Below are 18,009 nucleotides of genomic sequence, written 5' to 3'. Positions count from 1 at the left end.
CGCATCGTGCGCGCAATTCTCAGGTTGCATTCCCTGAGCCGTGCACCAGATTCAACGAGACAGGCTTGGAGAGATTCATGGCTGGTCATCGCAGGAAAGTGCAGGCGCGCGTCTACGGCAATGTGCAAGGCGTCGGCTTCAGAATCTGGGTTCGGGGCGAGGCCACAGGCCTTGGTCTTGCGGGCTGGGTTTGCAATGAAGCGGATGGATCCGTAACGGCCCAAATTGCAGGCCTCGATGAAGCGGTCTCGACAATGATCGAGCGCCTGTGGAAAGGGCCGGCCGGGGCTTCGGTTTCGAGGGTCGACGTCGAGGAGTTGGCAGCCGGAAACGCTTTCGTTGGGTTCAGGATCGTTGCATGAAAGCGGATTTGGTTCGGACGCCCTTGAATTAATTGAACGTTCGTTTTATTATTGCTCCGCAGAGGAGCTGACATGGCGCGCACCACTGGATCCGATGGCGAAAAGACAGAAGCGACCATCCGTGAGGCGGCGATCAACCTCATCGCGCGCCTTGGTTACGAAGCGATGTCGATGCGCCAGCTTGCCGCCGAGGTCGGCGTGCAGGCAGCCGCGCTCTACCGCTACTTTCCAACCAAGGAAGAGCTTCTGTTCACGCTGATGCGCGAGCACATGGAAGGTTTGACCGAAGCGTGGGAAGCAGCCCGCCCCGTCAGTGCGGATCCCGCGCAGCGGCTCTCGGCCTATGTCGAAAACCATATCGCTTTTCATATCGAGCGCCGGCACGCCACACATGTGTCGAACATGGAATTGCGCAGCCTTTCCCCCGAACGGCTGACGCAGATCCTGCGCATGCGCACGGCTTACGAAAAGGAGCTGCGCGCCATCCTGCGCGACGGCGCCGAGACGGGAGCCTTCAGCATCGACGACACCGGGCTGACGGCCATGGCGCTGATCCAGATGATGACCGGCGTCATCGTCTGGTTCCGGCCGGGCGAGCGGCTGTCGATCGCTGAAGTGACGGCGACATATCTTTCGATGACAATGCGGCTCGTCGGCGCGAAGATCGACGCCTACAGCGCCGCGCGTCCCTTCGGACGCGCAAAGGACGCTGTAGCATTTTGATTTCGCGCATGATCCTTTCCGAAAATCGAAGTCGATTTTCGGGGTCATGCGGCAGGAGGAAAAGCATGTACACGAACACGCTCAGCTTCGGGCATGACGAGGAGATCGAGGCCCTGCGCGACATGGTGCGGCGCTTCGCCCAGGATCGCATCGCGCCGATCGCCGCCGACATCGATCGCTCGAACGAATTCCCGGCGCATCTGTGGGGCGAACTCGGCGCACTCGGCTTGCTTGGCATCACCGCCGACCCCGATTTCGGCGGCAGCGGCATGGGTTATCTTGCGCATGTGATCGCCGTCGAAGAGATTTCGCGCGCTTCTGCCTCGGTCGGCCTCTCCTACGGCGCCCATTCCAACCTCTGCGTCAACCAGATCAACCGCTGGGCAACGACGGCGCAGAAGGAAAAATTCCTGCCGCCACTGTGCTCGGGCGAGCGTGTCGGCGCGCTGGCGATGTCGGAATCCGGCGCCGGCTCGGACGTCGTCTCGCTCAAGCTGCGCGCCGAAAAGCGCAACGACCGCTATGTGCTCAACGGCACCAAGATGTGGATCACCAACGGGCCGGATGCCGAGACGCTGGTCGTCTATGCCAAGACCGACCCGGAGCGGAAATCGCGCGGCATCACCGCTTTCATCGTCGAGAAGGCGATGGCCGGATTTTCCGTGGCGCAAAAGCTGGACAAGCTCGGCATGCGCGGCTCCAGCACCGGCGAACTGGTGTTTAGGGATGTCGAGGTGCCGTTCGACAACGTGCTGCATGAGGAAGGGCGCGGCGTCGAAGTGCTCATGTCTGGCCTCGACTATGAGCGCACGGTGCTTGCCGGCGGCCCGATCGGCCTGATGGCGGCGTGCCTAGACGTGGCGATCCCCTATGTGCACGAGCGTAAGCAGTTCGGCCAGGCGATCGGCGAGTTCCAGCTGGTGCAGGGCAAACTGGCCGACATGTACACGACGATGAACGCCGCGCGCGCTTACGTCTATGCTGTCGCCGCCGCTTGCGACCGCGGCCAGACGACGCGCAAGGATGCCGCCGGCTGTGTGCTGTTTGCCGCCGAGAAAGCGACGCTGATGGCGCTGGATGCCATCCAGCTGCTTGGCGGCAATGGCTATATCAACGACTATCCGACCGGCCGCCTGTTGCGCGACGCCAAACTTTACGAGATCGGCGCCGGCACCAGCGAAATCCGCCGCTGGCTGATCGGCCGCGAGATCATGGCGGAGGGGGTATGATGGCCCCCTCCGCCGCGTCATCCGAACGCCTTCGGCAAGTCCTCGGTTGGCTTGGCAACGATCTGGTGTGCATCGCGCCACAGAACCTCGCGCTCGTGCGCCGACGTGATCGACCGCACGGGCAAGCCGCCCTCCTCGATCAACCAGGCGCAATAGCGCGCGCGGCTGATCGCTTCCTTGGCGTCCGGATGGAACCAGCAGATGCCCCAGATCGGATTCCGACGCTTGAAATGCCGGCCAACCCGGCCAGGAATGGGCAAATACTGGTTGAACCAGTCGAACTGGTCTCCCAGTTCGCTTCGAATCCAATCCGGGCAGCCGTACTGGTGCAAATACCAGGACGCCCGGAAGAAGCCGGTCTCCACCCGGCTGTTCGGATGGACCAGCGGCGTAACGAACCGCACATACATGACGACACCCACGGCGCGCGCAGGCGCCGTGTTCCTCTTGCTCAAATTCGGGGTGTGAAAAGCCGCCCTTCGGCGGCGTTAGCCGAGAGCCGAAGGGAGACATCTTGTGAAATGCATATCCATGCCTTTCATCTTCGCCTCCTGAGGGTGTCATCCAAACAAGAACGCAGAATGCCGGGTTTGACACGCAACGTTCGGGGGCGGGCTGATACACTGGTTCCCTCGCGGCATCAAGAGGTGTGAGGAAACGACAACAAGATGGCAACGCTGCAAACCCAAATCTCGCCCTCCTCCGAAAGCTTTCGTGCCAATGCCGAGCGCATGCGGGCGCTGGTCGCCGACATTGCGGAGAAAGCCGCCACCGTCGAGCGCGGCGGTTCGGAGGAAGCGCGTGAGCGCCACGTTTCCCGTGGCAAGCTGTTGCCGCGCGAGCGCCTTGCGCAATTGCTGGATGTCGGTTCACCCTTCCTCGAGATCGGCCAGTTCGCGGCATGGTCGATGTATGGCGAGGAGATTTCGTCGGCCGGCATGATCGCCGGCATCGGCCGCGTCGAAGGCACCGAGGTGATGGTCGTCGTCAACGACGCCACGGTGAAGGGCGGCACCTACTATCCGCTGACCGTGAAGAAGCATTTGCGGGCGCAGGAGATCGCGCTGCAGAACAATCTGCCCTGCATCTATCTGGTCGACAGCGGCGGCGCCAATCTGCCCAACCAGGACGAGGTGTTTCCCGATCGCGAGCATTTCGGCCGCATTTTTTACAACCAAGCCAACATGTCGGCGGCCGGCATCCCGCAGATCGCCTGCGTCATGGGTTCGTGCACGGCGGGCGGCGCCTATGTGCCGGCGATGTCGGACGAAACGATCATGGTGCGCAACCAGGCGACCATCTTCCTCGGTGGCCCGCCGCTGGTGAAAGCGGCCACGGGCGAGGATGTCAGCGCCGAGGATCTCGGAGGCGCCGATGTGCACACACGGCTTTCCGGTGTTGCCGACCACTACGCGCTGGACGACGATCATGCGCTCGCCATCTGCCGCCGCATTGTCAAAAACCTGAATCGGAACAAGACTGTAAGCCTGAACTTACAGAGATCGATTCCGCCGCTTCATCCGGCGGATGAACTCTACGGCATCGTGCCGACCGATCTGCGGCAGCCCTATGACGTGCGCGAGGTGATCGCGCGCATCGTCGACGGTTCCGAATTCGATGAGTTCAAGCAGAACTACGGCACCACGCTGATCACTGGCTTTGCCCATCTGCATGGCATGCCGGTCGGCATCATCGCCAACAATGGCGTGCTGTTTTCCGAAAGCGCGCTGAAGGGCGCGCACTTCATCGAGCTATGCTGCCAGCGCAAGATCCCGCTGGTCTTCCTGCAGAACATCACCGGCTTCATGGTCGGCAGAAAATACGAAGCGGGCGGCATCGCCAAGGACGGCGCCAAGCTGGTGATGGCCGTTGCCACTGCCAGGGTGCCGAAGGTGACGATCATCATCGGCGGCTCGTTCGGCGCCGGCAATTACGGTATGTGCGGCCGCGCCTACTCGCCGCGCTTCCTGTGGATGTGGCCGAATGCCCGCATCTCGGTGATGGGTGGCGAACAAGCGGCAACCGTGCTCGCCATGGTCAAGCGCGAAGGCATCGAGCGCAAGGGCGGGGAATGGAGCGCCGAGGAAGAGGCAAAATTCAAGAAGCCGATCCTGATGAAATACGAGCATGAGGGGCACCCGCTCTACTCATCCGCACGCCTTTGGGATGACGGCATCATCGACCCGGCGAAGACGCGCGACGTGCTGGCGCTCAGCCTGTCCGCGTCGCTCAACGCCGAAATCGAGGACACGCGCTTCGGCGTGTTCAGGATGTGAGATGAGCGAACGCCCGCGAATTCAGGTTCATACCGGCGACATCACCAAGCTAACGGTCGATGCCATCGTCAACGCCGCCAACACCTCGCTTCTCGGTGGTGGCGGCGTCGATGGCGCCATTCACCGCGCGGCCGGCCGCGAGCTCGAGTTCGAATGCCGCATGCTGAACGGATGCAAGGTTGGCGACGCCAAGATCACCAAGGGTTATAAACTGCCGGCTCGGCACATCATCCACACGGTCGGCCCGGTCTGGCAGGGCGGCGGCAAGGGCGAAGCCGAACTGCTGGCGTCCTGCTATATCAGATCGCTTGAACTCGCAGCCGCCAACGACTGCCGCACGGTGGCATTCCCGGCGATTTCGACCGGTGTTTACCGCTACCCGAAAGATGAGGCGACCGAGATCGCTGTCGGCACCGTCAGCACATTCATCGAAGACAAAACGCTGCCGGAAGTCGCCATCTTCTGCTGCTTCGACGAGCATATGGCAGAACTATACCAGCGGGCCGTTGCTGCGCTCCGGAAAGATTGAACTGTATGGACCAACCGATTCATCAGCACAGGCAAAATCGAATCCCCGACAACGAACTGGCGGCGAGGAATATTCGCTACTGCTTGTCCCGCGCAATGCAATGGGGACAGGGTGGAAATGGAACTGAAATATTGCCGGGGGACGTCTGTCTCGATACTTGCAAGCTTACTAATATTCGCAACGACTGGTGCCAGTCAGGCGGAATCGCTCGCAGGAAGCAAGGGAGACGTGCGTTTTCCGCCGACCCTGGGCTCGGGCGAATGCAACGTTGCCTACAAGGCCTACGTCGCGGCGAGCGGTCATTCGGCCTACGCCACGACCTTTTATTCTCGCGTTGTCGACCTCTACATCATCTGCGGGACGAAGCTCAACGCGCCGTCCCAGAAGGCAGCGGAAGAAATGGCGCTGCGCAACTGCCAGGCCGGCTTGACGCGATGGAAACTCAAGACCGCGAGCGGCGGCTGCGCGATCTCGGCATCGAAGTAGGCAAATGCACTCCGCGCGTAGAGCACTCCCTTGGTAAGGGAGTGCTCTACATCAAGTGCCGAACTGCAAGGCAGTATCCGGCGAAGGGAAAGCCTACTCATATAGGTTTGCGGGAGAGCGCGAAGGAACGCCTGCGTCGCTTTCAGCAAGCCCTGGCTATGGAGGCTCCATGTTCGCCAAGATCCTGATCGCCAATCGCGGCGAGATCGCCTGTCGTGTCATCCGCACGGCGCGGAAGCTGGGCGTGCGCACTGTCGCCGTCTATTCGGATGCGGACGCGAAATCCCTGCATGTGGAGATGGCCGACGAGGCGGTGCATATCGGCGCCTCGCCCGTCGGCGAAAGCTATCTGCGCGGCGACAAGATCATCGCCGCGGCCCTGGCAACGGGTGCGCAAGCCATTCATCCCGGTTACGGCTTCCTGTCGGAAAACCCCGATTTCGTCGACCAGGTAGTGGCGGCGGGGCTCATCTTCATCGGCCCGTCGGCGGCCTCGATCCGTGCCATGGGGCTGAAGGATGCCGCCAAAAGGCTGATGGAAAAGGCCGGCGTGCCGGTCGTGCCGGGCTACCATGGCGAGGCACAGGAGATCGTGCTGCTTGCGTCCAAGGCACGCGAGATCGGCTACCCGGTGCTGATCAAGGCGCGCGCCGGCGGCGGCGGTAAGGGCATGCGCCGGGTCGAACACCCCGATGAGTTTTCCGAGGCGCTGTCCAGCGCACGGCGCGAGGCGAAAGCCGCTTTCGGCGACGATCGTGTGCTGGTCGAGAAATATGTCGACAAGCCACGGCACATCGAGGTGCAGGTGTTCGGCGACAATTTCGGCAATGCGGTGCATCTCTACGAGCGCGACTGCTCGGCGCAACGCCGCCACCAGAAGGTTATCGAGGAAGCGCCCGCCCCCGGCATGACGCCGGCTCTGCGCAAGGCGATGACGGATGCGGCGGTAAAAGCCGCCAAGGCGATCAATTATTCGGGCGCCGGCACCATCGAGTTCATCGTCGATGCCTCGCAAGGCCTGAAGGCCGACCGCTTCTGGTTCATGGAAATGAACACCCGCCTGCAGGTCGAGCACCCGGTCACCGAGATGGTCACCGGCACCGATCTGGTCGAGTGGCAGTTGCGGGTCGCATCGGGTGAAAAGCTGCCGAAAACGCAAAGCGAGATTGCGCTCGCCGGCCATGCCTTCGAGGCGCGCATCTATGCCGAGGATGCGGCGAAAGGGTTCCTGCCGGCGACGGGCACGCTGCATCATCTGAATTTTCCGGAAAGAGCCCCCGAAGGCGCCACGATGCGCATCGAGACCGGTGTGCGGGCGGGTGACGCCATCTCGCCCTATTACGACCCGATGATTGCCAAGCTGGTCGTCCACGCAAAGGACAGGCAGGCGGCACTCGAAGCGCTCAGCGCGGCGCTGTCGCGAACCGAGATCGCCGGCTCGACCGTCAACACAGCCTTTCTTGCGGCTCTGGCCGCCGATCCGGACTTTGCCGCCGGCGATGTCGACACCAGCCTGATCGCCAGGCACCAGCCGGCGCTGATCGAGGTTGCGCCGCCAAGCGGGGAAACCATTGCTGCCGCCGCCGTTGCGACCTCCGGCGCCGGAGCAGCGCCGCCATCCGACGATCCGTGGTCGTCACTTGCCGGCTATGCGCATTTCCACAGCGTGGCGCGGCGCACACGGCTGAAGTTCGGCGAAGACGATATCGTGGCGAAGGTTTCGGTGCGGCCGGACGGGCGGCTCCAGGTGACGCTGGACAAGCCCTATGACGACACCAATTCGCATGATTTTCGCGCCACGCCACGCCTCGCCTGCTGGCCAGGCCACATCACCGTGTTCGAAGGCGCCGTTGGCTATACTTTCGCCGTGCCGGACCCGTTGGCACGAACCGATGATGCGGCGGCAGGCGCCGGCAGCCTGCGTGCGCCGATGCCGGGACTGGTCAAGCTGGTGCGCGTGGCAAAAGGCGATGCGGTGATCAAGGGCCAACCGCTGCTGATCCTCGAGGCGATGAAGATGGAGCACACCATCGCCGCGCCGCATGACGGCGTGATCGCCGAGATCGCCACCGAGGGCGCGCAGGTCACCGACGGGACGGTGCTGGTGCGGTTCGTCGAGGGGCATGACGCCTCGACCGCAGCAGTGAGCTGACGGTTTGGAAGGCAAACCACAGGGCAAACAAGAAAATGGCCGGGACGAACCCGGCCATTTCTCTATGCTATCCAGTCGCCAGGGCGACGATTACTGCGCGATCGGCGCGTATTTGCCGTCATGCCACTGGTTGATGTCGTAGCTGGCATTCTTGAGGTCGCCCTTTTCGTCGAAGGTGACGTCACCGACAACAGTGCTGATCGGCGTACCGTTCTTCAACGCTTCGGCAACCTTGGCCGGATCGTCGCTGCCGGCGCGCTTGACGCCTTCGGCGAAGGCCTGGATCACCGCATAAGAGAACAGCGTGAAGCCTTCCGGCACGAAACCGCCGGCCTTGATCTTCTCGACGGCTGCCTTGGCTTCCGGCTTTGCCTGGGGATCCGACGGGAAGACGAACATGGTGCCCTCGCCGGCCGGGCCGGCAACCTGCCAGAATTCAGGCGAGGCGATGGAGTCCGGCATGATCAGCTGGAACTTCAGGTTCTGTTCCGCCGACTGACGCAGGATCAGGCCAGCTTCAGGATGGTAGCCGCCGAAATAGACGACGTCGGCCTTCAAGTCCTTGAGCTTGGTGACGAGAGCCGAATAGTCCTTCTCGCCAGCGTTGATGCCGTCATAATAGACCTCCTTGAGGCCGCCGGCATTCATCGTTGCCCTGACGGCGTCAGCCACGCCCTGTCCGTAGGCGCTCTTGTCATGCAGGACGACTACATTCTTGCCCGCAAACTTCTTAGCGATCCATGGGCCGATGAAGGCGCCCTGCGCATCGTCACGCGTATAAAGGCGCATGATCGTCGGCCAACCGGCCTTGGCCGCCGCGTCGGTCAGCACCGGGTTGGAAGAAGCCGGGCTCATCATCAGAGCGCCAGCTTCGGCATAGACGGCTGAGGCCGGAATGCTCGAACCCGAGCAGGCATGGCCGTCGATGAACTTGACGCCATCGGCGACGATGCGGTTGGCGACCGACACGGCCTGCTTGGGATCGCACTGGTCGTCTTGGATACTCAGCTTGATCGTCGACCCGTTGACGCCGCCCGCGGCGTTGATCGCGTCGGCAGCGGCCTGTGCGCCCTGCTTGAACTGATCACCGATGGTGGCGAGCTGTCCGGTCATCGGGCCGACCACCGCAAAGGTGATGTCGTCGGCGAATGCGACCGGCGTGCTCATCATCAGGCCGAATATGGCCGCATTCAAAATACTCAATTTTTTCATGATGGTAGAACTCCTCCACTCACGCGCGGCCGCCCCGGCCGCGCTTCTTCCAGAGAGGCCGGACAATTTCATCCTTCACTGGGCCTGTCTAGGCGCATTGGCGCCGCTCGATTGGGCCTGCAAGACGTCATCCACGCAAAAAGCCACGCCAGCCTTGTTCCGGCTGGTCGTGGCTTTTTTGTCCGTCGAGCAATCTCCAGGCGCCCCCGCGCCTAAAAATCCCGCTCACCTTCCCTGTGTCGCGCACGACTGGGCCCTGCGGCCTGCCGCGTTCTCTTTCTTAACATCGTGACCGTCTTGCGCGGCCTTCAATTCCGCCGGGTCTGGCTGTCTATGCAGTCTTGATCCCGGAGCTTCCCTGTCTTCGATAGGCCTGTCTGCGATTGGCAGATCTCAGTGCATGGTCATCCATTCGCGGGCTTCGCGAAGCGCCTTGGCAATCTCGACCTTCGACATGGCCGCAGACAGTTCCGAGCGCAGTTCCGCGGCGCGGGCCGAGCCCTTGATCGCGGCGATGTTGAACCATTTGTGGGCGGCAACGACATCGGTCTCGCAATCGCGGCCGGTCGCATACATCATGCCCAGTTCGAAAAGAATGTCGGCCTGGGCAGTTGCCCCCATGGCGCCGAAACCTGCTTCAAGCATTTCAAAACGTGCCATTTCAATCCCCTGTTTCCGGCCCCTGTCAGGCTCCCGAGAGCTGCGTTCTTTCGTGCTTGCTGGCTGCTCTTCCGATGCTTTCGAGAATGCCGTGCAGGCTTGAATCCGTCGTTAAATGGCGTGCTTAATTTGAGGAAAACAAAGCTAAAACAAGAGGTAAACGCTGAAATTCGTTAAGGATACAAAGCCAGCAATTCAGCCTGCTTGCGTCAAATTTGACGAAAATTTTCCGATGCCAAGTCAAGACTTCGCTAACCACGGGAGACAAAGGCGATGCGCCGATCGTTTCATCTCCTCGTCGAGGAGGCGCATTCGAGCCCCTTCAAAATCGCAAAGTCTTCCGTTGCGGCACCGCTTTTGTTTTGCGGGGAGCTGGATTAGCTTACGTTTGCGTAAGCGGCAGACCGGCGAGGCGGAGCATCCGGCCGGACATCCAAAGGGAGGAAGACATGTTTCGAAAAGTGAGCCTGGCCCTTGCGGCCACGTTGATCATGGCGGGTGCGGCATGGGCCGATCCGATCGAAGGCAATTGGAAGACGCAGGCCGGCGACACCGCAGCCATCGCTGGCGGCGGCACGTTTTCCATCACGCTCAAGTCCGGCAAATATGCCGGCAAGACCATCGGCTCGCTCAAGGCGGCAGGCGACAACAAATATGCCGGCAACATCACCGATCCTGCAAACGACAAGACCTATTCGGGCAAGGCGACCCTTTCGGGCAGTTCGCTAAAGATGAGCGGCTGCATGCTCGGCGGGCTGATCTGCAAGAGCCAGACCTGGCACAGGCTCTGATAGACCGCATCCTTACGACATGACAACGGGGTCCTCGACGGGCCCCGTTTTCGTTTCATCGACCGGTGATGCTCGATGCCCGCCAGCGGCCATCCGAACCGACGCCGGCGCCGTCGAAACCCCGTCAATCATTTTGAACCGCAGATGAACGCCGGCATCAGAGCCGGTTCAGTTGCATCAGGGCATTCTCCTGCGTGTTGAAGGAGACCCGACCCAATGCTTGCTCGCCGCTTCACCATCGTCTGCCTGCTGATGAGCCTGTTTGGAATGTTCTTCGCCATCCTCGTCGCTGAAGCGGGCCGCCCGGCCCGCGCCTGGGACGAAGCCAGTTCCAGAACCTGCCGCCTCGCCTGCCCCACCCACCTTCGCAACTGAACAAAGAAACCAAGACCTCGAAAAGAAAAGCTGAAACACCATGAACCGCATCGCCGCCAACGCTCTCAAGACCCTTCGGCTTCTGCCGCGGGCGGCGCTTATCCTGATGGTTCTGGCCGCTCCGGTTCTGGCCGTGCCGATGATGCGCGCCGATGCCGGCTCGACGATCGACGCACCGGCTCTGAGGAAGTCCGGCGTCGGCTTCGTGCTCCTGGTCAGCCTGCAGCGCGGATAAGTGCAGTCGTTATCACGCGAAATGCATCGGAAAGAAAAACGACGCTTTGGCGGCCTTCGGCAGCGACACCCCTCCCAAGTGCCGATCCAAGTCTCTATATTGAGCCATGGAAAAGCGAATCTACCCACAAGCCATCGAATCTGTCGTCATGCCGGAGCCTTTTGGCCGGCAAAGCTTTGATAGCGCCGAAAAGGCCGTCGCGGCACTGCAGGTGCTTTACGACCGCAACACCAAGTTCTTGCGCGACTCCTTTGCAGAACTGGCGGCAGCGGGTGGCGACAACGGCAAGCGCTACCGGGCCTTTTATCCGGAGATCGGCGTCACCACCAACTCGTTCACCCAGATCGACTCGCGCCAAGCCTATGGCCATATGCCGACGCCGGGGCATTTTGCCACCACCATCACCCAGCCGGGTCTGTTCGAAAGGTACCTCATCGAACAGCTGCGCCTGATCATGCGCAATCATGGGGTTGCGGTCACGGTATCGGAATCGACCACGCCGATCCCGCTGCATTTCGCCTTTCTCGAGGGCACCCATGTCGACGGCGCGGCGGCCGAACGCATCAAGCGGCCGATCCGCGACCTGTTCGACGTGCCGGATCTCGACGGCACCGACGACCAGATCGCCAACGGCACTTTCGAAGTGGCCTTCGGCGAGCCGAGGCCGTTGGCGCCCTTCACGGCGCAGCGCATCGACTATTCGCTGCATCGCCTGTCGCACTATACGGCGACCACGCCGCAGCATTTCCAGAACTTCGTGCTGTTCACCAATTACCAGTTCTACATCGACGAGTTCGTCGCCCGCGCCCGCGATCTGATGGCCAATGGCGGCGGCGGATACACCGAGTTCGTCGAGCCCGGCAATGTCACCACCAGGGTCGGGCAAAGCGCGCCCAGCGAAGGGGGTGCACCACCGCGCCTGCCGCAGATGCCGGCCTATCATCTGAAGAAGCCGAACCATGGCGGCATCACCATGGTCAATATCGGCGTCGGGCCCTCCAACGCCAAGACGATCACCGACCACATCGCGGTGCTGAGGCCGCATGCCTGGGTGATGCTTGGTCACTGCGCCGGCCTGCGCAACACCCAGGCGCTGGGCGACTATGTGCTGGCGCATGCCTATGTGCGCGAGGACCACGTGCTGGACGACGATCTTCCGGTCTGGGTGCCGATCCCGCCGCTGGCCGAGATTCAGGTGGCGTTGCAGGAAGCGGTCGCCGAAGTCACCGGCCTGTCCGGCTATGACTTGAAGCGCATCATGCGCACCGGCACCGTCGCCACCATCGACAACCGCAACTGGGAACTGCGCGACCAGCGCGGCCCGGTGCAGCGTCTGTCGCAGTCGCGGGCAATCGCGCTTGACATGGAATCGGCGACGATCGCCGCCAACGGCTTCCGCTTCCGCGTGCCCTACGGCACGCTGCTGTGCGTTTCGGACAAACCACTGCATGGCGAGTTGAAGCTGCCCGGCATGGCGACCGAATTCTACAAGCGCCAGGTGGCGCAGCACCTGACCATCGGCATCAGGGCTATGGAGAAGCTTGCGGAAATGCCGATGGAGCGGCTGCATTCGCGCAAGCTCAGGAGTTTTTCGGAGACGGCGTTCCAGTAGGCCGGTTCCACGCATCGCATGGGCATTTCGTCATCTTGATTGGGCCGTATTTCTGCCGATAAGCAGGCGGCATGGAGAGAGCGAGCTTCGGGACATTGTTGATGTCGGTTGCATTCCTGGCAATGCTCGCCTGTTCGGTCGCGCTGGTGGCCGGGTTTTTCGGGACGCTGCATCCGGCCTTCGATTCCTTCTCGCATTTCCGCGTCCACCTTGCCGTGCTGATGGCGCTTTGCGCGCTGCCGCTGCTGGCCACGACATTTCGCCTGCAAGCGGCCGTGGCGCTGCTTTTTGCCGTGGCGGCCTTTGCCACGACCTTGAACACTTTACCCAGTCCATGGCCGGTTCAGGCTGCCTATGAAGCCAAGAACGAAGATCGTGCGACCTACAAGCTGCTGCAGATGAATCTGCGCTACGACAATCCGACGCCGAAGAAGGTGCTGTCGCTGATCGGCCGGACCAATCCCGACGTGATCACCCTCGACGAGGTATCGGCGATGTGGGCGACCGAGCTTGGCTATATCAGCAGCGCATACCCATACCGGATCCTCTGCCCTTATCCCAACGGCATATTCGGCGTCGCGCTGCTCTCGCGGCGGCCGTTTGCCGCCGGCACCGAACCGCGTTGCGAGCGGCGCGGAGCCATGGCGACAGCGACCGTCGACTTCGGCGGTATTGAAGTCGATGTCGCCGCGATCCATCTCAGCTGGCCGTGGCCACGCGAGCAGTACTGGCAGATCGGTGAGCTGACGGAGTCGCTCTCCGCGCTCGGCGAGACGGCCATCATGGCGGGAGACTGCAACGCCGTGCCGTGGAGTGCCGCCGAGCGGCGCGTGGCCTCGCTCGGCGGGCTGACCGTCATGCCGTCCGCCGGCCCGACCTGGATCCACATCAAGCTGCCGGATTTCCTGCGGCGCTTCGCCGGCCTGCCGATCGACCAGGTTTTCAGCAAGGGCGGCGTGACCATCCATTCCGCGACACGGCTGGAGGACACCGGCTCGGACCACCTGCCGGTCATGGTGGAATTCTCGCTCAGGCTGAACCGGCAAAAGCCGGCGGACGAGCATGAGACCGCGACCGTGTCGCTGACACCGGCCGGAAAAACGCCAGGCTGAAGATCAAGGTTTGATCAGCGCGGCGACGAGATGCTCGACATGGCCACCGTCGCGATGCTCGCGGGCGTCGAAAGCGATCTGCTTCGCCTCATATGCGGCATAGGTGGCCCTGATACGCCGCTGCGCCTCGCGGCGTGTCTTGTAGCAGGACCGGTCGTCGGCAACCCTGAGGCCGGAGATCGATCTTTCGGTGGCGCGCATCATTTCCCTGGCGATGCGGCCATGGGTTTCTTCGTGGGCGCGGACCCCGGCGAAGAACCGCGTCCAGCGCTGCCGAAGCGCCGGCGTGGTGGTCGAGGCGACATGCGGAAACGTATAGAAGAGATTGAGCGTGCCGTTAGCGCGCCGCAGGCGGCAGACGCCATTGTCCTGACCGGCGTCAAGGTCCCAATCCACGGTGTAGCCGGTTTGCGCGATGGCGTGCGTCATGAAGCCGTGCTTCGGTCCCTTGCGGTTCATCGCCTCCATCAGCGCGAGACCCGTGGTCCCGGTGATGTCATAGGTCCGCGTCTTGACCACCACTCTGGTGCCGGCCGAGGCCGCCGGAGCGGAACAGAACAGCGCGCCGATCGCCAAAAGACATGCCAGAACCGCCAAACGCATTGGCCATCTCCGTATCGTCAGGGGATGGAACCATAAGCGCGCGGCAGTTTCAACAGTCCTAATATTCCTCGGTCCCCGGTAGACCGGGCCTTCGCCGGCATTTTGCTTGCGGCGGCCGAGACGGCCCGGTCGGCGCGTGGCTCACATGCCCTGGTAGACCGGGCCTTCGCCGCCTTGTGGCGGCACCCAGTTGATGTTCTGGTTCGGGTCCTTGATGTCGCATGTCTTGCAGTGGACGCAGTTCTGCGCGTTGATGACGAAGCGCACGTCCTTGGCCGCGGGATCGGCGGCGGCATTGCCGTCCTTGTCGACCCACTCGTAGACACCGGCGGGACAATAGCGCGTCGAGGGTCCGGCAAAGACATCGTGCTCGGAACGCTTCTGCAGCTCCATGTCGCCGACAAGCAGATGGACCGGCTCGTTTTCCTCGTGGTTGGTGTTGGACAGGAACACCGAGGACAGCCGGTCGAAGGTCAGCACACCATCAGGCTTCGGATAGGCGATCTTCTTGTGCTGGGCGGCAGGCTCGAGCGTGGCATAGTCGGCCTTGCCATGCTTCAGCGTGCCGAAGGGCGAGATCCCGAACAGCGTGTTCAGCCACATATCGAGGCCGCCGAGGCCGATGCCGACAATGGTGCCGAAGCGCGACCACAGCGGCTTGACGTTGCGCACCCTCTTCAAATCCTTGCCGATGTCGGTCGCGCGCCAGGCCGCCTCATAGGAGGAAAGCTCGTCATTGGCGCGACCGGCACCGATCGCCTCGGCGACATGCTCGGCCGCCAGCATGCCGGACAGCACGGCGTTGTGCGAACCCTTGATGCGCGGCACGTTGACGAAGCCCGCCGCGCAACCCATCAGCGCGCCACCGGGGAACGACAGTTTCGGCACCGACTGCCAGCCGCCCTCGGTGATGGCGCGCGCGCCGTAGCCCAGACGCTTGGCGCCCTCGAAGGTGCCGCGGATTGCCGGATGGGTCTTGAAGCGCTGGAATTCCTCGAACGGCGACAGATACGGGTTCTTGTAGTTGAGGTGGAGGACGAAGCCGACCGCCACCTGATTGTCCTCGAGATGGTAGAGGAAGGAGCCGCCGCCGGTCTTCATGTCGAGCGGCCAGCCGAAAGAGTGCTGGACCAGGCCGGGCCGATGGTTCTCCGGCTTGACCTGCCAGAGCTCCTTGAGGCCGATGCCGTATTTGCCGGGCTCACGGCCATCGGAAAGCTTGTATTTGGCGATCAATTGCTTAGCGAGCGAGCCGCGCGCGCCCTCGCCGATCAGCACATATTTGCCCATCAGCGCCATGCCGGGTGCGAAACCCGGGCCGTGCGTGCCGTCCTTCTCGACGCCCATGTCGCCGGTGACGACGCCGGTGACGGCGCCTTCCTCATTGTACAGCAAGCCGGCGGCGGCAAAGCCCGGATAGATCTCGACGCCGAGCGCCTCGGCCTTGCTAGCCAGCCAGCGGCAGACATTGCCGAGCGAAACGATGTAATTGCCGTGATTGTTCATCAGCGGCGGCATCAGAATGTTGGGCAGACGGAACGAGCCGGCAGGGCCAAGGACGAGGAAATGGTCTGCCGTGACCGGCGTCTTGAACGGATGGCCCTCTTCGTCGCGCCAGCCAGGCAGCAGCCGGTCTATGCCGATCGGATCGACGACGGCGCCGGAGAGGATATGGGCGCCGACCTCGCCGCCCTTTTCCAGGACGACGACCGAGAGCTCGGGATTGACCTGCTTGAGGCGGATGGCGGCGGCGAGGCCTGCCGGACCGGCGCCGACGATAACCACGTCGAATTCCATGCTTTCGCGTTCGATGTCGCTCATCAACCCCTCCGCACTGGCTTATCCCATTCGGGTATCTTGCTGGCTCCTGCGCTGCATAGCGCATCAATTGGCGACAGGAAACCGGCGCATACGTGACAATGCCGTTTTGGCCAAAAAGTCGCGCATTGCGAGGCCAGGCGCGTGCTTTCGTCCGGCATTGCCCCGGGCGCTTGCGTTTTTAATTGTTCGACGGCTTGCTTATCGGCCATACTTCACGCCATGCGCATTCCTGGGCCAGCCGGCTTTTCATCGACGCGCTTTCTTTTCCCGCCCGGCCGAGCCTGCCGGGCGCTCCTTTTGGCCCTTCTGATGGCACCGGGTCACGCTGCCGCGGACGAGGTGAAAGTCTGGGCGACGGGCGCCTACTCCTTCTCCGACGAGCTTGGCGGCTTCCACATCACCGGCGCCTCGGGCATCGGAACGAAGGATGATCCGCTGGTCATCACCGAAGAGCTGAATTCGTCAACGCCGGTGACGCTGACCATCCGCACGACAAAGCCGATCCAGGCTTTCGGTCCGGCCGGCGAATTCGCCAACGGCATCATGTATATGCGCATCAACGTGCTCAACAACAGCGGCCAAGCCTGGATCGAATTCCAGTTCGAGCTGCAGGAGATCCTGAACCAGCCGAGCGTGTTCGGCGACGGGCTTTCGTTCGACCAGCGCAACAAGACGCCTGACAACATCTGGTCGAGCAATTTCGCCGATTTCGATCGCGATTTCGAACCCTATGACCGGCTGCTGTTCAGGAATGGCAAGGTCGACCCGCTGAAAACCGCCAGTTTCGAATTCCTGATGACCGACTATACGCCCAGATGGACCTTCTATCTGGTGCAGGATCCGCGCATACCGACGGGGTAGAGCAAGCAGCCAGCCTTGCAAATTGCCGTCATGCGAACGAATGTGCCGACATGACTGCCGCTTCCCCAAACAACAGACCTGATATCGCCGACCTGCTCGCCTTTTATGCCAGCGTGGGCGTCGACGAGGCGCTTGAAGACCAGCCGGTGAACCGGTTCGCCGAGGTTGCGCCAAAGCCTTTGGAGCGCGCGCCTGCTGCGGCGCCTTCTGGCGATACCGCGGCACCGCAGCGTTCGGCCAATATGTCTCGCCCCGAAGCAGGTGACAGACCAAATGCGCCGCCGATTGCGCGCGCAACGTCGGCCACCGTTCCCGACGAGGCGCAAGCGGCGCTGGCTCGCCAATTGGCGACGACAGCAACGACCCTCGACGAGCTTCGCCAGTACATGGCGGCGTTCGACGGCTGCAATCTCAAGACCACCGCCAAGAGCCTGGTGTTCGCCGACGGCAACCCGGAAGCCGCCGTCATGCTGGTCGGCGAGGCACCCGGCCGCGACGAGGACATCGAGGGCCTGCCCTTCGTCGGCCGCTCGGGCCGGCTGCTCGACCGCATGCTGGCCGCGATCGGGCTCGACCGCACATCTGTCTATATCGCCAACGTCATTCCGTGGAGGCCGCCGGGCAATCGCACGCCGACGCCGCACGAGACCGAGATCTGCCGGCCGTTCATCGAGCGGCAGATCGAGCTGGTCAATCCGAAGGTGCTGATCAATCTCGGCGGCCCGTCGGCCAAGACCTTGCTCAATACGAGCGAAGGCATCCTGCGGCTGCGCGGCAACTGGCGCGTCCACACGACGGCGTCCGGCATCGCCATTCCGGCCATGCCGACGCTGCACCCGGCCTACTTGCTTCGGACGCCTGCGCACAAGAGGCTGGCGTGGCGGGATTTTCTCGAGGTGAAGGCGAAGCTGCGGGCGCTTGGGTGATTGGCCAATCTCCCCCCTCGTGNNCGGCAGGACAGAGGGGGCGC

At 62.5% G+C, this 18,009-nt stretch carries 19 protein-coding genes; 14 read left to right on the top strand and 5 right to left on the bottom strand.

Annotation, left to right across the window (positions count from 1 at the left end; translation table 11 throughout):
• The first annotated feature begins 77 nt into the window (after positions 1–77).
• The 3 genes from FCU66_RS20255 to FCU66_RS20245 all read left to right on the top strand — a co-directional run bounded on the left by FCU66_RS20255 (position 78) and on the right by FCU66_RS20245 (position 2,314).
• On the top strand, positions 78–362 hold the full coding sequence (locus FCU66_RS20255) for an acylphosphatase (RefSeq protein WP_136622329.1): 285 nt from the start codon (positions 78–80) through the stop codon (positions 360–362).
• Positions 363–434: 72 nt separating this feature from the next.
• On the top strand, positions 435–1,085 hold the full coding sequence (locus FCU66_RS20250) for a TetR/AcrR family transcriptional regulator (RefSeq protein WP_136622328.1): 651 nt from the start codon (positions 435–437) through the stop codon (positions 1,083–1,085).
• Positions 1,086–1,150: 65 nt separating this feature from the next.
• The gene (locus tag FCU66_RS20245) at positions 1,151–2,314 is read left to right on the top strand and encodes an isovaleryl-CoA dehydrogenase (RefSeq protein ID WP_136622327.1); all 1,164 of its coding nucleotides are present in this window, start codon (positions 1,151–1,153) and stop codon (positions 2,312–2,314) included.
• 17 nt (positions 2,315–2,331) lie between these two features.
• On the opposite strand, the gene FCU66_RS20240 is transcribed toward FCU66_RS20245, so the two are convergent.
• Entirely contained in the window at positions 2,332–2,724 is a 393-nt protein-coding gene (locus FCU66_RS20240) for a hypothetical protein (RefSeq protein WP_136622326.1), read from the bottom strand.
• A 258-nt stretch (positions 2,725–2,982) separates the two neighbouring features.
• Between FCU66_RS20240 and FCU66_RS20235 the strand changes: the two genes are divergently transcribed.
• From FCU66_RS20235 to FCU66_RS20220, 4 genes are all read left to right on the top strand, one after another.
• The gene (locus FCU66_RS20235) at positions 2,983–4,590 is read left to right on the top strand and encodes a carboxyl transferase domain-containing protein (protein ID WP_136622325.1); all 1,608 of its coding nucleotides are present in this window, start codon (positions 2,983–2,985) and stop codon (positions 4,588–4,590) included.
• Position 4,591: 1 nt separating this feature from the next.
• A complete protein-coding gene (locus FCU66_RS20230; protein ID WP_136622324.1) occupies positions 4,592–5,119 on the top strand; it encodes an O-acetyl-ADP-ribose deacetylase in 528 nt (175 codons plus the stop codon).
• A 117-nt stretch (positions 5,120–5,236) separates the two neighbouring features.
• Positions 5,237–5,605, top strand: a complete 369-nt coding sequence (locus tag FCU66_RS20225; RefSeq protein ID WP_136622323.1) for a hypothetical protein — start codon at positions 5,237–5,239, stop codon at positions 5,603–5,605.
• 169 nt (positions 5,606–5,774) lie between these two features.
• Entirely contained in the window at positions 5,775–7,757 is a 1,983-nt protein-coding gene (locus FCU66_RS20220) for an acetyl/propionyl/methylcrotonyl-CoA carboxylase subunit alpha (RefSeq protein ID WP_136622322.1), read from the top strand.
• Positions 7,758–7,847: 90 nt separating this feature from the next.
• Here the strand turns inward: FCU66_RS20220 and FCU66_RS20215 are convergent, their stop codons facing one another.
• Both FCU66_RS20215 and FCU66_RS20210 read right to left on the bottom strand, forming a co-directional pair.
• Positions 7,848–8,969 (bottom strand): ABC transporter substrate-binding protein, encoded by a 1,122-nt coding sequence (locus FCU66_RS20215; RefSeq protein WP_136622321.1) that lies wholly within the window; start codon positions 8,967–8,969, stop codon positions 7,848–7,850.
• A 393-nt stretch (positions 8,970–9,362) separates the two neighbouring features.
• Positions 9,363–9,629, bottom strand: a complete 267-nt coding sequence (locus FCU66_RS20210; protein ID WP_010915070.1) for an SEL1-like repeat protein — start codon at positions 9,627–9,629, stop codon at positions 9,363–9,365.
• 449 nt (positions 9,630–10,078) lie between these two features.
• On the opposite strand from FCU66_RS20210, the gene FCU66_RS20205 reads away from it, so the two are divergent.
• The 5 genes from FCU66_RS20205 to FCU66_RS20190 all read left to right on the top strand — a co-directional run bounded on the left by FCU66_RS20205 (position 10,079) and on the right by FCU66_RS20190 (position 13,754).
• Positions 10,079–10,420 (top strand): DUF2147 domain-containing protein, encoded by a 342-nt coding sequence (locus FCU66_RS20205; protein ID WP_136622320.1) that lies wholly within the window; start codon positions 10,079–10,081, stop codon positions 10,418–10,420.
• Positions 10,421–10,636: 216 nt separating this feature from the next.
• A complete protein-coding gene (locus FCU66_RS41205) occupies positions 10,637–10,795 on the top strand; it encodes a hypothetical protein (protein WP_168992200.1) in 159 nt (52 codons plus the stop codon).
• 40 nt (positions 10,796–10,835) lie between these two features.
• Complete coding sequence (locus tag FCU66_RS20200) at positions 10,836–11,030, top strand: hypothetical protein (RefSeq protein ID WP_136622319.1); 195 nt, start codon at positions 10,836–10,838, stop codon at positions 11,028–11,030.
• 148 nt (positions 11,031–11,178) lie between these two features.
• The gene (locus FCU66_RS20195; protein WP_246093968.1) at positions 11,179–12,642 is read left to right on the top strand and encodes an AMP nucleosidase; all 1,464 of its coding nucleotides are present in this window, start codon (positions 11,179–11,181) and stop codon (positions 12,640–12,642) included.
• Between the two features lie 101 nt (positions 12,643–12,743).
• Positions 12,744–13,754, top strand: a complete 1,011-nt coding sequence (locus FCU66_RS20190) for an endonuclease/exonuclease/phosphatase family protein (RefSeq protein ID WP_246093967.1) — start codon at positions 12,744–12,746, stop codon at positions 13,752–13,754.
• Positions 13,755–13,757: 3 nt separating this feature from the next.
• Here the strand turns inward: FCU66_RS20190 and FCU66_RS20185 are convergent, their stop codons facing one another.
• Both FCU66_RS20185 and FCU66_RS20180 read right to left on the bottom strand, forming a co-directional pair.
• Positions 13,758–14,357, bottom strand: coding sequence for a DUF922 domain-containing Zn-dependent protease (locus FCU66_RS20185; protein ID WP_136622316.1), 600 nt, complete (start codon positions 14,355–14,357; stop codon positions 13,758–13,760).
• 141 nt (positions 14,358–14,498) lie between these two features.
• Positions 14,499–16,178, bottom strand: a complete 1,680-nt coding sequence (locus FCU66_RS20180) for an electron transfer flavoprotein-ubiquinone oxidoreductase (RefSeq protein ID WP_136622315.1) — start codon at positions 16,176–16,178, stop codon at positions 14,499–14,501.
• 219 nt (positions 16,179–16,397) lie between these two features.
• Here FCU66_RS20180 and FCU66_RS20175 point away from each other — a divergent pair, with 219 nt between their 5' ends.
• Both FCU66_RS20175 and FCU66_RS20170 read left to right on the top strand, forming a co-directional pair.
• The gene (locus tag FCU66_RS20175) at positions 16,398–17,039 is read left to right on the top strand and encodes a hypothetical protein (protein ID WP_136622314.1); all 642 of its coding nucleotides are present in this window, start codon (positions 16,398–16,400) and stop codon (positions 17,037–17,039) included.
• A 50-nt stretch (positions 17,040–17,089) separates the two neighbouring features.
• A complete protein-coding gene (locus FCU66_RS20170) occupies positions 17,090–17,965 on the top strand; it encodes a uracil-DNA glycosylase (RefSeq protein WP_136622313.1) in 876 nt (291 codons plus the stop codon).
• Positions 17,966–18,009: the final 44 nt, after the last annotated feature.

Source organism: Mesorhizobium norvegicum (assembly GCF_004919685.1).
GTDB classification, from domain to species: Bacteria; Pseudomonadota; Alphaproteobacteria; order Rhizobiales; family Rhizobiaceae; genus Mesorhizobium; species Mesorhizobium norvegicum.
Note: the sequence above shows the minus strand (reverse complement) of the source record. Positions and strands in the feature narration are given on the sequence as shown.

Excerpts from the sequence above, each read along its gene's own strand:
- FCU66_RS20250 (WP_136622328.1), top strand. The coding sequence starts at position 435 with ATGGCGCGCACCACTGGATCCGATGGCGAAAAGACAGAAGCGACCATC.
- FCU66_RS20200 (WP_136622319.1), top strand. The coding sequence starts at position 10,836 with ATGAACCGCATCGCCGCCAACGCTCTCAAGACCCTTCGGCTTCTGCCG.
- FCU66_RS20210 (WP_010915070.1), bottom strand. The coding sequence starts at position 9,629 with ATGGCACGTTTTGAAATGCTTGAAGCAGGTTTCGGCGCCATGGGGGCA.
- FCU66_RS20235 (WP_136622325.1), top strand. The coding sequence starts at position 2,983 with ATGGCAACGCTGCAAACCCAAATCTCGCCCTCCTCCGAAAGCTTTCGT.
- FCU66_RS20215 (WP_136622321.1), bottom strand. The coding sequence starts at position 8,969 with ATGAAAAAATTGAGTATTTTGAATGCGGCCATATTCGGCCTGATGATG.
- FCU66_RS20255 (WP_136622329.1), top strand. The coding sequence starts at position 78 with ATGGCTGGTCATCGCAGGAAAGTGCAGGCGCGCGTCTACGGCAATGTG.
- FCU66_RS20245 (WP_136622327.1), top strand. The coding sequence starts at position 1,151 with ATGTACACGAACACGCTCAGCTTCGGGCATGACGAGGAGATCGAGGCC.
- FCU66_RS20185 (WP_136622316.1), bottom strand. The coding sequence starts at position 14,357 with ATGCGTTTGGCGGTTCTGGCATGTCTTTTGGCGATCGGCGCGCTGTTC.
- FCU66_RS20220 (WP_136622322.1), top strand. The coding sequence starts at position 5,775 with ATGTTCGCCAAGATCCTGATCGCCAATCGCGGCGAGATCGCCTGTCGT.
- FCU66_RS20240 (WP_136622326.1), bottom strand. The coding sequence starts at position 2,724 with ATGTATGTGCGGTTCGTTACGCCGCTGGTCCATCCGAACAGCCGGGTG.
- FCU66_RS20175 (WP_136622314.1), top strand. The coding sequence starts at position 16,398 with ATGCGCATTCCTGGGCCAGCCGGCTTTTCATCGACGCGCTTTCTTTTC.
- FCU66_RS20230 (WP_136622324.1), top strand. The coding sequence starts at position 4,592 with ATGAGCGAACGCCCGCGAATTCAGGTTCATACCGGCGACATCACCAAG.
- FCU66_RS20180 (WP_136622315.1), bottom strand. The coding sequence starts at position 16,178 with ATGAGCGACATCGAACGCGAAAGCATGGAATTCGACGTGGTTATCGTC.
- FCU66_RS20225 (WP_136622323.1), top strand. The coding sequence starts at position 5,237 with ATGGAACTGAAATATTGCCGGGGGACGTCTGTCTCGATACTTGCAAGC.
- FCU66_RS20205 (WP_136622320.1), top strand. The coding sequence starts at position 10,079 with ATGTTTCGAAAAGTGAGCCTGGCCCTTGCGGCCACGTTGATCATGGCG.
- FCU66_RS20190 (WP_246093967.1), top strand. The coding sequence starts at position 12,744 with ATGTCGGTTGCATTCCTGGCAATGCTCGCCTGTTCGGTCGCGCTGGTG.
- FCU66_RS20170 (WP_136622313.1), top strand. The coding sequence starts at position 17,090 with ATGACTGCCGCTTCCCCAAACAACAGACCTGATATCGCCGACCTGCTC.
- FCU66_RS41205 (WP_168992200.1), top strand. The coding sequence starts at position 10,637 with ATGCTTGCTCGCCGCTTCACCATCGTCTGCCTGCTGATGAGCCTGTTT.
- FCU66_RS20195 (WP_246093968.1), top strand. The coding sequence starts at position 11,179 with ATGCCGGAGCCTTTTGGCCGGCAAAGCTTTGATAGCGCCGAAAAGGCC.